The organism is Frigidibacter sp. MR17.24 (assembly GCF_037095655.1).
In the GTDB taxonomy this organism is placed as follows: Bacteria; Pseudomonadota; Alphaproteobacteria; order Rhodobacterales; family Rhodobacteraceae; genus Frigidibacter.
The window spans coordinates 20,778-33,384 of sequence record NZ_JBAWKE010000013.1; the positions used below are offsets into that span (position 1 = coordinate 20,778).

General features: G+C 70.9%; 11 protein-coding genes and 1 riboswitch. Of the genes, 9 read left to right on the forward strand and 2 right to left on the reverse strand.

What is annotated here, in order from left to right; all coding sequences use genetic code 11:
- Positions 1–3: 3 nt before the first annotated feature.
- Positions 4–1,050: a cobalamin biosynthesis protein CobW gene (gene cobW, locus V8J39_RS21945; RefSeq protein ID WP_336463112.1), complete on the reverse strand. Its 1,047-nt coding sequence runs from the start codon at positions 1,048–1,050 to the stop codon at positions 4–6.
- A 1-nt stretch (position 1,051) separates the two neighbouring features.
- A complete protein-coding gene (locus V8J39_RS21950) occupies positions 1,052–1,411 on the reverse strand; it encodes a DUF1636 domain-containing protein (protein ID WP_336463113.1) in 360 nt (119 codons plus the stop codon).
- A gap of 98 nt (positions 1,412–1,509) precedes the next feature.
- Positions 1,510–1,723: riboswitch (cobalamin riboswitch) on the reverse strand.
- 37 nt (positions 1,724–1,760) lie between these two features.
- On the opposite strand from V8J39_RS21950, the gene cobO reads away from it, so the two are divergent.
- The 9 genes from cobO (at position 1,761) to V8J39_RS21995 (ending at position 12,602) form a co-directional block, all read left to right on the forward strand.
- Positions 1,761–2,405 (forward strand): cob(I)yrinic acid a,c-diamide adenosyltransferase, encoded by a 645-nt coding sequence (gene cobO, locus V8J39_RS21955; protein WP_336463114.1) that lies wholly within the window; start codon positions 1,761–1,763, stop codon positions 2,403–2,405.
- An 84-nt stretch (positions 2,406–2,489) separates the two neighbouring features.
- Positions 2,490–3,494 (forward strand): cytochrome c oxidase subunit II, encoded by a 1,005-nt coding sequence (locus V8J39_RS21960; RefSeq protein WP_442902626.1) that lies wholly within the window; start codon positions 2,490–2,492, stop codon positions 3,492–3,494.
- Positions 3,491–6,037 (forward strand): cytochrome c oxidase subunit I, encoded by a 2,547-nt coding sequence (gene ctaD / locus V8J39_RS21965; protein ID WP_336463115.1) that lies wholly within the window; start codon positions 3,491–3,493, stop codon positions 6,035–6,037. Before V8J39_RS21960 ends, ctaD begins: the two co-directional genes overlap by 4 nt.
- A gap of 10 nt (positions 6,038–6,047) precedes the next feature.
- Positions 6,048–6,434, forward strand: a complete 387-nt coding sequence (locus V8J39_RS21970) for a hypothetical protein (protein ID WP_336463116.1) — start codon at positions 6,048–6,050, stop codon at positions 6,432–6,434.
- A complete protein-coding gene (locus V8J39_RS21975; protein WP_336463117.1) occupies positions 6,431–7,042 on the forward strand; it encodes a cytochrome c oxidase assembly protein in 612 nt (203 codons plus the stop codon). Before V8J39_RS21970 ends, V8J39_RS21975 begins: the two co-directional genes overlap by 4 nt.
- On the forward strand, positions 7,039–8,070 hold the full coding sequence (locus V8J39_RS21980) for a c-type cytochrome (RefSeq protein WP_336463118.1): 1,032 nt from the start codon (positions 7,039–7,041) through the stop codon (positions 8,068–8,070). Before V8J39_RS21975 ends, V8J39_RS21980 begins: the two co-directional genes overlap by 4 nt.
- A gap of 192 nt (positions 8,071–8,262) precedes the next feature.
- Positions 8,263–10,896: a PAS domain S-box protein gene (locus V8J39_RS21985; RefSeq protein ID WP_336463119.1), complete on the forward strand. Its 2,634-nt coding sequence runs from the start codon at positions 8,263–8,265 to the stop codon at positions 10,894–10,896.
- Between the two features lie 217 nt (positions 10,897–11,113).
- Positions 11,114–11,920 carry a transporter substrate-binding domain-containing protein gene (locus V8J39_RS21990; protein ID WP_336463120.1) on the forward strand — a complete coding sequence of 269 codons (807 nt, stop codon included), beginning with the start codon at positions 11,114–11,116 and terminating at the stop codon, positions 11,918–11,920.
- A 19-nt stretch (positions 11,921–11,939) separates the two neighbouring features.
- The gene (locus V8J39_RS21995; RefSeq protein ID WP_336463121.1) at positions 11,940–12,602 is read left to right on the forward strand and encodes an amino acid ABC transporter permease; all 663 of its coding nucleotides are present in this window, start codon (positions 11,940–11,942) and stop codon (positions 12,600–12,602) included.
- The last annotated feature ends 5 nt before the right edge of the window (positions 12,603–12,607 follow it).

The following is a 12,607-nucleotide window of genomic DNA, read 5'->3' on the forward strand; positions in this document are numbered from 1 at the left end:
GGCTCAGGCCTCGACGGGGTCGAGCAGCACCGACCGGATCGCGGCGACGTCGACGTGGTCATGCTCGGCGATCACCACCAGCCGCGAGCTGCGCGGCCGCGCGCCCCAGGGCGCGTCGAACTGGTGGCGCACCCGCTCGCCCACCGCCTGCACCAGAAGCCGCATCGGCTTGCCGGTCACCGCGATCCAGCCCTTGACCCGCAGGATCTGCTGCTCGCGCGCCAGGCGCTGGATCCGGGCGGCGAGGTCGGCGGGATCGGCGATCTCGGGCAGGTCGATGACCACCGTGTCGAAATCGTCGTGCTCGTGGTCGTCATGGCCGTCGTGATGCGAGGGGCGGTTGGCGAGGTCGTCCTCGGCCGCGGCCGAGAGGCCGAGGATCAGGGCGGGGTCGATCGCGCCCTCGGTCACCGGGATCGTCGGCAGCGGGCGCGGCGCCTCGGCCGCGATCACGTCGCGGGCGGCGGCAAGGCCCGCCTCGCCGGCGAGATCGGCCTTGGTCAGAAGCACGATGTCGGCGCAGGCGATCTGGTCCTCGAACACCTCGGACAGCGGGGTTTCGTGGTCGATGCTGTCATCGGCCTCGCGCTGGGCGTTCACCGCATCCACGTCGGGGGCGAAGCGGCCGGCGGCCACGGCCTCGGCATCGGCAAGCGCGATCACGCCGTCGACGGTGATCCTCGAGCGGATCGCGGGCCAGTCGAAGGCCTTCAAGAGGGGCTTGGGCAGCGCGAGGCCCGAGGTCTCGATCAGGATGTGCTCGGGGCGCACCGGCTGGGCCAGCAGCTTCTCGATCGTCGGGATGAAGTCGTCGGCGACGGTGCAGCAGATGCAGCCGTTCGCCAGCTCCATGATGTTCTCTTCGGGGCAGTTCTCGTCGGCGCAGCCCTTCAGGATCTCGCCGTCGACGCCGACGGTGCCGAATTCGTTGACCAGCACCGCCAGGCGCCGGCCGCCGGGGTTCTGCAGCAGGTGGCGCACCAGCGTCGTCTTGCCCGAGCCGAGGAAGCCGGTGATCACGGTGACGGGGATCTTGGTCAGGTCTGACATCTCAGGCCTCCTGCGGGATGGGGGGGATGCGGGCGAGCGACTGCTTGCGGAAGATGACGGGCCGCTCGCGCCAGGGCACGAGCCCGTCGGCGGTGGCGGCATAGGCGGCGGCGCCGCGCAGGATCTCGGGCGCGTCCTCGGGCGTCATGCGGCCGTAGACATAGGACCAGCGCCCGGGGGCCGAGAGCGCGACGGCGCAGCCGGAATTGCAGGCCGAGAGGCATTCGACGGGCACCACGGTCACGCCCGCGGGCGCGGGGCCGTCGGCCAGGGCCGCGTGCAGGCGGGCGCCGGGACGCAGGCCGCCCTCGGGCACCTCTTCGGTGCCGCGGCAGGTGGTGCAGACATGCAGGACCGTCATCGCGCCGGCGCCTCCCTTCAGATGTGCGGGCGGGGGCCGAACGGGCGGAAAGACGGGTGCGCCCCGCCTTGCGCCGGTCGCGGATCACCCCGTCCGCCCGAAACTTCCTCGCGCCGGCAGGTCTCCCGGCTTGCGGATCCAGGGAAGCGGGCTTCCCAGCGGTCCGTCCCGCCTTCCCGGCTGAAGCCAGTGGCCTTGGGCGGACCTTTCCGGTCACGGTCGCGGGGGCGGCTGCGCTTGACCGGAGGACCCGGGCATCGCATTCCCTCTTCGCCTGCCCTATGGACAGGAACCAGCGCCCCGTCACCTGAGGCAGGAGGGGGGCGGTTGTCAAGCTGAGGAGACCCCGATGAGCGATGCGACCCAGGGTGAGGACGCGGCGGTGCCCGAGGGCGACGACGCCCGCCATGCCCGCAAGATGGCCAAGAAGAAGGCCGCGCGCGACCGGATGATGGCGACCAAGGAGGGCGAGAAGGGGCTGGTGATCGTCCATACCGGGGCGGGCAAGGGCAAGTCGTCCTCGGGCTTCGGGATGATCCTGCGCTGTGTCGCCCACGGCATGCCCTGCGCGGTGGTGCAGTTCATCAAGGGCGCCTGGGACACCGGCGAGCGGCGCCTGCTCACCACCCATTTCGGCGATCTGTGCCAGTTCCACGCCATGGGCGAGGGCTTCACCTGGGAGACGCAGGACCGCGCGCGCGACATCGCCGCGGCGCGGGCGGGCTGGGAGAAGGCCAAGGAGCTGATCCGCGACCCCGCCATCCGCATGGTGCTGCTGGACGAGATCAACATCGCGCTGCGCTACGACTATCTCGACATCGAAGAGGTGCTGGCCTTCCTGCGCGACGAGAAGCCGGCGATGACCCATGTCGTGCTGACCGGGCGCAACGCGAAGGAGGCGCTGATCGAGGCCGCCGACCTGGTGACCGAGATGACGCTGGTCAAGCATCCGTTCCGGTCGGGCGTCAAGGGACAGGCCGGGGTCGAGTTCTGACGCCGCGCGCCGCCGGCGCGATTTTTCGGGAACCCTGCGGCGCCGTCGGTGCTTAGGGCATCGAACGATTGCCCCGGGGCCGGCTTGCGACAGACGAGACCTTTCCTTCCCGCCCGCCTGCCGCAGGCCCTGTGGCTTGCGGTGGCGATCCTTGCCGGCTGTTCGGGACGGCAGTCGGCGCTGGCGCCGGCGGGCGAGGATGCGGCGCAGCTCAAGCTTCTGTTCATCGTGATGCTGTCGGGCGCGGCGGTGCTGTGGCTGGGGCTGAACGGGCTGTTCTGGTACGTCACCCGCCACCGCCCCGGCGCGATGCCGGTCGCGCGCGCCAATGCGGTGATCGTCGGCGGCGGCGTCGTGCTGCCCACGGTGCTGGTGGGGGCGCTGCTCGCCTGGGGGCTGTCGATCATGCCCGCCCAGCGCGCGCCCGGCGAGGGGCTGACGCTGCGCGTCACCGCCGAGGAATGGTGGTGGCGGGTCGAATACTGGCCCGAGGGTGCGACCGCCCCGATCGTCGCCGCCAACGAGATCCGCCTGCCCACCGGCACCCGGACCGAGCTGCGGCTGAACGCGAACCGCTTCATCCACTCGTTCTGGGTGCCGGCGCTTGGCGGCAAGATGGACATGATCCCGGGCCGCGAGACGGTGCTGACCCTGCGCCCCGACACCCCCGGCGGCTATCGCGGCCAGTGCGCCGAGTTCTGCGGCCCCTCGCATGCGCTGATGGCCTTCGAGGCGGTGATCCTGGCGCCCGGCGATTTCGACGCCTGGCTTGCCGCCGAGGCGCGCCCCGCCCGGCCCCCCGAGACGCCCGAGGAGATCCGCGGCGCCGAGGTGTTCCGCGACGAGGGCTGCGGCGCCTGCCACGCGATCCGCGGCACCGCGCATGCGGGCCTCGTCGGGCCCGACCTGACGCATTTGGGCGCGCGCGGGTCGGTCGGCGCCGGCACGCTTCCGATGGGCGCGCAGGCGTTGCAGGACTGGATCGCCCATGCCGGCGCGATCAAGCCCGGGGTCGCGATGCCGTCCTACGACTGGATCGCGGCCGCGGATCTCTCGGCGCTCGCCACCTACCTGGAAAGCCTGAAATGACCCAGCGCGCGCCCGAGGGCCTCTATCCCCCGACCGAGGAGATGCTGGCCGAGCCGGTCGCGCCCGAGGTTGCCGCGGCGCAGGAGCGCCGGCTGCGCGCGGTCTGGCAGACCAGGACCGGGCTTGGCTACTGGAGTTCGGTCAACAATTCCGAGATCGGCAAGTGGTATTCGCTGACCTGCTTCGCCTTCATGCTCTGCGCCGGGGTGCTGGCGCTGCTGATGCGGGTGCAGCTGGCCTGGCCGGGGATCCAGTTCCTGGATGCCGACCGGTTCAACCAGTTCTTCACGATGCACGGCTCGGCGATGATGTTCCTCTTCGCGGTGCCGCTGTTCGAGGCGATGGCGATCCTGCTGCTGCCCGCGTTCCTCGGCGCGCGCGACATGCCGTTCCCGCGGCTGTCGGCCTTCGGCTACTGGTGCTTCCTGATCGGCGGCATCTTCGTGCTGGGCTCGATCCTGTTCGATGCCGCGCCGAATTCGGGCTGGTTCATGTATCCCCCGCTCGCGACCGAGGCCGAGGGGCCGGGGTCGGACATCTGGCTGCTGGGGCTGTCCTTCATCGAGGTCGCCTCGATCGCGGCGGCGGTCGAGCTGATCGTGGGCGTGCTGAAGTGCCGCCCGCCGGGGATGCGCATCCACATGATGCCGCTCTACAGCTGGTACGTGCTGGTGGTCGGCGGCATGATCCTGTTCGCCTTCCCGCCGCTGATCGCGGGCGACCTGCTGTTCGAACTGGAACGCGCGCTCGACTGGCCGTTCTTCGACCATACCCGCGGCGGCGACCCGATCTTCTGGCAGCACCTGTTCTGGATCTTCGGCCACCCCGAGGTCTACATCGTCTTCCTGCCCTCGATCGCGATCGCGGCGATGGTGGTGCCCACCGTCGCGCAGCGCCCGATCCTGGGCTATTCCTGGATCGTGCTTTCGGCCGTCGGCACCGGGTTCCTCAGCTTCGGGCTGTGGGTGCACCACATGTTCACCACCGGGCTGCCGGCGATCTCGCTGGCGTTCTTCTCGGCCGCGTCCGAGGCGGTGGTGATCCCGACGGGGATCCAGATCTTCGTCTTCCTCGCCACGCTGATGGTCGGGCGGGTGACGATGAGCCTGCCGATGCTGTGGATCGCGGGCGGGCTTGCCGTCTTCACCGCCGGCGGGCTGACCGGGGTGATGCTGGCGATCGCGCCCTTCGACTGGCAGGTGCACGACACCTATTTCGTCGTGGCGCACCTGCACTACACGCTGTTTGGCGGCATGATCCTGCCGGTGATGGCGGGGGTCTACTATTTCTATCCGTTCTTCACCAAGCGGATGCTGTCCGAGCGGCTGGGCCGCTGGGCCTTCTGGCTGATCTTCGGCGGCTTCAACCTGTGCTTCCTGCCGATGCACCTGACGGGCCTGCTGGGCATGCCGCGGCGGGTGTTCAGCTATCCCGGCGACCTGGGGTGGAACTGGCTCAACCTGATCTCGACCGTCGGCGCCTTCGTCATCGCCGCGGGGTTCCTCATCTTCACCGTCGACCTGCTGCGCCCTGGCAAGCCGCGGCTGGCCAGCCGCAATCCGTGGAAGGCCGGCACGCTGGAATGGACCGACACGGTCGAGGGCGAGGACTGGGGCGTGCGCTCGATCCCCTACGTCACCTCGCGCTATCCGCTGTGGGACCAGCCGGAAATCGTCGCGCGGATGGACGCGGGCCGGTACTACCTGCCCGATGCCGAGGAGGGGCTGCGCGAGACCATCATCACCTCGGTCATCGACGCGCGGCCGGTGCAGGTGCAGCGGGTGACGGGCGACGCCTGGATCACGCTGGCGGCGGCGGCCTTCACTGGCGGGTGCTTCATCCTGCCGACCTTCCACCTCTACGGGCCCGCGGTGGTGGCCGGGCTGATCGCGGTCGGCTGCATCCTCTACTGGCTGTGGACCTCGACCGCGCGGGTGCCCGAGAAGCCGATGAAGGACGTGGGGCTGGGCCTGCGGCTGCCGACCTATGCGGCGGGGCCGGCGGCGGTGGGCTGGTGGGCGATGTGGATCACGATGCTGGGCGACGCCACCGCCTTCGCCTCGATCGTCTTCGGCTTCTTCTTCTACTGGACCGCGCGCGCCGATTTCCTGCCGCCGGGGGCCGAACATGCGGTGCCGGGGCTGGTCGCGCTGGCCGCGGCGGCGCTGGCGCTGGCCTGGGCGGCGACGCTGGGCGCGCGGCGGCTGAACCGGGCCGGGCGGCAGGGGCAGGCGGTGGGCGCGGTCATCGCCGGCATGGTGCTGGCGATCGGCGGCGGCGGGGCGCTGGCGCTGTCGGTGGCGGGGCTTGCGCCCGCGGCCCATGTCTATCCGGCGGTCGTCTGCGCGCTGGTGATCTGGACCGGCGCCCATGTCGCGGTGGGCGTGGTGATGCAGGCCTACTGCCTGGCCGGGCTGGTCTTCGGCAAGATCGACCGCGACCACGATGCCGATCTGTGGAACGTCACGCTCTACTGGCACTTCCACGTGCTGACCGTGCTGGTCACCGCCGCGGTGATCGGCGTGGCGCCGCATCTGCTGTGAGGGGGCGCGCATGAACCGGATCGAGACCCGCGACGACCGCGACGAGCTGCTGGACGAAAGCGCGACGCTGTGGCGCATCACCGCGGCGCCGGTGATCTGGGCGGGGCATTTCCTGCTGTGCTACGGCGGCGCCGCGATCTGGTGCGCCAAGCTTGGCGGCGGGATCGGCGGGCTGCGGCTGTCGATCCTGGGGCTGACGCTGGCGGCGCTGGCGGCGATCGCCTGGAACGGCTGGCGCGGCCTGCGCGCGAGCGAGGGCGTCGCCCCGCCCGAGCTGTCGCGCCCCGAGCACCGCCACCGCTTCCTCGGGCGCGCGGCCTTCCTGCTGTCGGTGATCTCGGCGGTGGGGGTGGCCTATGTCGCGCTGCCCGCCCTGTTCATCGCGAGCTGCCGGTGAGCGCGCCGGTGCGCCTGCGCGCCGCCTGCGCGCTGGCCGCCGCGGCGGTGCTGGCGGGGCTGTGGGCGCTGCCGCTCGATGCGCTGATGCCGCGCTTTGCCGCGCACATGCTGCGCCACATGGGGCTGGTGGCGGTGGCGGCGCCGCTGATCGTGCTGGCCGCCCCCGCGCTTGCCCGGGCGCTGGCGATGTCGCCGCTGGTCGCGGCGGGGGTCGAGTTCGTGCTGGTCTGGGCCTGGCACCTGCCGGGGCTGCACGGCGGCGCCTACCGGGTGGCGGGGCTGTTCGTGCTGGAACAGGCGATGTTCCTGGTGGCGGGGCTGCTGGTCTGGGCGGGCTGCCTGCAGGCCGCGCGCAGCGGTGCGGCGGGCGACGCGCTGGCGGGGGCGGGAGGGCTCTTGCTGACCTCGATGCACATGGTGCTGCTGGGCGCGGTGCTGACGCTGGCGCCGCGCGACGTCTATGCCGCCGCCTGCGGCACCGTTCCCGATCCCGCCGGCCAGGCGCTTGGCGGGATGCTGATGCTGGCGATCGGATCGCCGGTCTACCTGCTGGCCGGGGTGGCGCTGGCCGCCCGGGCCCTGCGCCTTGAGGAGGCCCGCGCATGATGACCCCGCTTCGCACCCTTGTCGCCACGCTGGCCGCGCTGGCGGTGCTGGGCGGGCTTGGCGGCGCGGCGACCGTCGCCTTCGGGCTGTTCGACACCTCGGCCCGCAACGGGCACTGGGCGGTGACCGACTGGGCGATGCACACCACGTTCGAGCGCCGGGTGGCGCGGCTCGCCCCGCCCGATCGCGCGGTGCCCGACGATCTCGACGACCCCGCGCTGATCGAGCTGGGCGCGCGGCATTACGACAGCGCCTGCGCGATGTGCCACGCGACGCCCGGGGCCGATGCCGGCGCCACGATCGCCGCCATGGTCCCGCATCCGCCGCAGCTTGAGACCGCGGTCGCGCCCTGGACCGAGGCCGAGATGCACTGGATCGTCGCCGAGGGCGTGAAGATGACCGGCATGCCCGCCTGGCCCGCCGCGGGCCGCGGCGACGAGGTCTGGGCGGTCGTGGCCTTCCTGCGCGCCGTGCAGCAGGGCATGGACGGCGCCGAATACGCGCGCATCACCGCGCCCGCGCCCGAAGGCTATTGCGCCGGCTGCCACGGCCCCGCCGGCACCGAGCGCGCGCCGCGGCTCGACATCCTGCAGCCCGGCTACATCGCCGAGGCGCTCGCCGCCTACCGCGAGGGCCGGCGCCCGAGCGGGATCATGGCCCATGCCGCCACCAAGGCCGACCCCGCGCGCGACGCGGCGCTGGCGCGCGATCTCGCGCGGCTGCCGGGGCCGCCGGCGCAGCCCGTCCGCGCCCAGACCGAAGCCGGCGCGGCGCTTGCCGCGCGCGGCAGCCGCGCGGTGCCGGCCTGCCTGTCGTGCCATGGCGCGCAGGACAACCCGATGATGCCCTCGATCGACGGGCAGGGCCGCGCCTACATCGCCGCGCAGCTGCGGCTGTGGCGCGATGGCGCGCGCGGCGGGGCCGAGCGCGCGCCGCTGATGGCCGCCGCGGCGCGGGATCTGGACGATGGCGAGATCGCCGCGCTGGCTGCGTATTTCGCGGCCCGGCCCGCCCCGGATGCACGCTAAGGGCGAGCACTCAAGCCGTTGAACAGGCACAGATTTAAATGATGCACATTTAAGTCGCCTTTGATCCCCAATTCGCGCGCTTTTGCCGGCCAGGATGCAGTGCAGCCGCGATACCGTGACTCGGTTCCGGGGCTGGAACAGACCTAACTGGGCCCGCCGGATTTTTCCGCCTCCCCCGGGCCGGAGACAGACATGTATATCCATCCGGTCGCCGAGCCGAACGCCGAAAACGTCATCGATCTGGGGCTGCTGATGTCGGCGATCGACCGCGCGCAATCGGTGATCTGGTTCGACCTGGATGGCACGATCCTGAACGCCAACGACAACTTCCTGCGCGCCACCGGCTACGCGCTCGAAGAGGTCCGCGGCCGCCACCACCTGATGTTCGTCGACCGCACCTATGGCCGCTCGGCCGCCTATCACGGCTTCTGGGCCGCTCTGCGGCGCGGCGAGGCGCAGAAGGGCACGTTCCAGCGGCTGGGCAAGGGCGGGCGCCCGGTCTGGCTCGAGGCCAGCTACATCCCGCTGCCGGGGCCCGACGGGCTGCCCTGCAAGATCGCCAAGTTCGCCTATGACGTGACCGCGGCCAAGACCGCGGCCGCCGACCATGCCGGGCAGATCGCCGCGATCTCGCTGTCGCACGCGATCATCGAATTCGCGCTGGACGGCACGATCCTGGATGCCAACGACAACTTCCTGCGCGCCACCGGCTACCGGCTGGACGAGATCCGCGGCCGCCATCACCGGCTGTTCGTCAAGCCCGCCGAGGCCCAGAGCCACTTCTACGCCGCGTTCTGGGACCGCCTGCGCGAGGGCCACGCCGAGAGCGGCGAGTTCCACCGCCACGGCAAGGCGGGCCGCGAGGTCTGGTTCCAGGCCAGCTACAGCCCGGTGTTCGACAGCACCGGCGCGGTGGTGAAGATCGTGAAATACGCCACCGACGTGACCGAGGCCAAGCTGCGCGCGGTCGACCACAACGGTCAGCTGTCGGCGCTGTCGCGCGCCCAGGCGGTGATCGAGTTCGCGATGGACGGCACGGTGCTGACCGCCAACGACAACTTCCTGCACACCTTCGGCTACGAGCTGGCCGAGATCCAGGGCCAGCACCACCGCATGTTCGTGGCCCCCGGCGAGGCCGGCAGCCAGGCCTATGGCGAGTTCTGGCGCAAGCTTGCCACCGGCGAGTTCCAGGAGGCCGAGTATCGCCGCATCGGCAAGGGCGGCCGCGAGGTCTGGATCCAGGCCAGCTACAACCCGATCTTCGATCCCTACGGCAAGCCGTTCAAGGTGGTGAAGTTCGCCACCGACATCACCGACCGCAAGCGCGTGCTGGGCCAGATGTCCGAGGCCGACGAGTCCGTCGCGCGGGCCGCCGCCGAGGCGCTGGAGGCCGCCGAGGCGCAGTTCCGCACCACGATCGACCTCGCGCCCGTCGGCATGGCGCTGCTGGACGAGGACTGCCACCTGCTGCACGTGAACGAGGCGCTGTGCCGCTTCACCGGCTATCCCGCCGAGGAGCTGCTGGCGCTGCGGCTGTCGACGCTGATCCCGCCCAGCCGTCGCGTGATCTCGGAGCACGACCGCAAGCGGATGCGCTCGGGCGAGGTGCGGCTTCTGCAGCTGGAGCGGCGGATGATCCGCAAGGACGGCAGCGAGGCCTGGGCGTTGCTGCACATCTCGCAGCAGCGCTCGTCGCGCAGCGAGGCGGTCGAGTTCATCGTGCAGGTGCAAGACATCACCGAGCGGCGGCAGATGGAGCAGATGAAGTCGAACTTCGTCGCCACCGTCAGCCACGAGCTGCGCACGCCGCTGACCTCGATCAAGGGCGGGCTGTCGCTGGTGCTGGGCGCGATGAAGGCGACGCTCGACCCCAAGGCCGAGCGGCTTCTGTCGATCGCGCTGAAGAACTGCGAGCGGCTGACCATGCTCGTGAACGACATCCTCGACATGGAGAAGATCTCGTCCGGGCAGGCGCGGTTCCGCAACACCGACGCGGCGCTGGCGGGGCTTCTGGAACAGGCGGTGTCGATCAACCAGGCCTATGGCGTCGAACACGGCGTCAGCTTCGAGATGACGCCGCCGGTGACCGCGGCCTGGGTGCGCGTCGATGTCGACCGCTTCCAGCAGGTGATGTCGAACCTGATGTCGAACGCGGCCAAGTTCTCGCCCTCGGGCAGCACGGTGCGCATCGAGAGCCGCGCGGCGAACGGCCGGGTGCGGCTGAGCGTGATCGACTGCGGCCCCGGCGTGCCCGAGGAATTCGCCGAGCGGATCTTCACCCCGTTCAGCCAGGCCGACGGCTCTGCCACGCGCTCGAAGGGCGGCACCGGGCTGGGGCTGAACATCACCCGCCAGATCGTCGAGCGGATGGGTGGCGAGATCGGCTATACCAACCGGCCCGGCGGGGGCTGCGAGTTCTGGGTGATCCTGCCCGAGGTGACGCCGGTCGACAGCCGCGGGATGAACCTGCCGCGGCTGTCCACCGCGCCGCGCCGGCCGATGATCCTGCATGCCGAGCATGACCGCGACTTCGCCGAGGTGTTCCGCCACGCCTGCGCCGGCAGCGCCATCGTCACCCATGCCGTGACCATGGCCGAGGCCGCCTGGCACGTGCGCCAGAACCAGTACGACCTGGTGGTGGTGGACTGGGACAGCATGACCGAGGGCAGCGCCAGCCTTCTCGACACGATCGAGCGGTTGCAGCCCGAGGTGCCGATCCTGGGCCTGAGCGACCGCGACGGCCCGACCGATCCGCGGATCTGCAACAACCTGATCAAAAGCCGCGCCCGGCTCGAGGCGGTGGTGAAGGAACTGCTGGGCGACTGAGCCCCGCCCGCCGTTCCACCTCGCCCAGCGTCCGGCGCAGCGTCCGGCGTGCCGCGTTCGCCGCCCGCCCAAATATGTGGCGGGCGCGCGTCTTTTGCGGGCGTTGACGTCGCGGGGGCCGGGCGGGGCGCCGGCGGTGCGGGGCGCCCGGATTGACCGCGGGGGGCCGGGGGCGGGCAAGGTCGCGGATCGTCCGCTGCAGATTGGAGCCGCCCAGATGACCGTCTTCCGCCGCCAGGTCCTTGCCGCCACCGTGCTTGCCGCCGTCGCGGTCGCAGCCCCCGTCGCCGCCTTCGCGCAGGACGCGCTGGAAAAGATCACCTCGTCCGGCACGATCCGCATCGGCGTGCCGACCGACTATCCGCCCTACGGCTTCGTCGGCACCGACCTGCAGCCGCAGGGGCTGGACGTCGACATGGCCAAGCTGGTGGCCGAGAAGCTGGGCGCGACCCTGGAGATGGTGCCGGTGATCTCGGCCAACCGCATCCCCTACCTGCAGACCGGCCAGACCGAGCTGATCATCTCGACCCTGGGCAAGAACGAGGAGCGGATGAAGGTGATCGACTTCACCCATGCCTATTCGCCGTTCTTCCAGGCCGTCTATGGCCCGAAGTCTATGGAGATCGCCGATTTCGCCGATCTCGACGGCAAGAAGATCGCCGTCGCCAAGGGCGCGATGGAAGAGGTCGAGCTGACCAAGGTCGGCCCCGCCGGCATGGAGTTCATGCGCTATGACGACCAGGCGCAAAGCACCGCGGCCTTCGTCGCCGGCCAGACCGACGTGATCGCGACCTCGGTGTCGAACGCCACGCTGATGGCGCAGAAGAACCCGCAGCTGGATGCCGAGTTCAAGCTGCTGATCAAGGAAAGCCCGAACTACATCGGCGTCGCCAAGGGCCAGGACGCGCTGCGCGCCAAGGTCAACGAGATCATCCTGGCGGCCAAGGCCGACGGCACGCTGAACGCGATGGCCGAGAAGTGGCTGGGCCAGCCGATCGAGGGCGAGCTGCCGCTGTCGAACTGAGCGTCGGGACCCCGCGGCGGTGACCATCTCGCTTGATTTCCTGTCGGTGCTGGCGCAGTGGCCGCTGCTGGCCACCGGCGTCCTGTGGACGCTGTGGCTGACGGCGGTCGCGATGGTGTTCGGCCTGGTCGTGGCGGTGGCCTGCGCGCGGGCGCGCAACACCGGCCCGGCCTGGATCGCGATCCCGGTCGGCGCCTATGTCGAGCTGATCCGCAACACCCCGTTCATCGTGCAGCTGTTCTTCGTGTTCTTCGGCCTGCCCGCGATCGGGGTCCGGCTGTCGCCCGCGACCGCCTCGGTGATCGCGATGGTGCTGAACCTCGGCGCCTACGGCACCGAGATCATCCGCGCGGGGCTTCTCGCCACGCCGCGCGGCCAGATCGAGGCCGCGCGCTCGCTCGCCCTGACCGAGACGCAGGTCTTCACCCGGGTGGTGCTGCCGCCGGCCCTGAAGCGGGTCTGGCCGGCGCTCACCAGCCAGATCATCATCGTCATGCTCGGCTCGGCCGTCTGCGGCCAGATCGCGACCGAAGAGCTGAGCTATGCCGCGAACGTCATCTCGGCGATGAACTTCCGCACCTTCGAATCCTACATCGTCGCCACGCTGATCTACCTGCTGCTGGCGATCGGGCTCAGGCGCCTGCTGAACTGGGCGGGGCCGCGCTTCGTGTTCGGGAGCTGACGCGC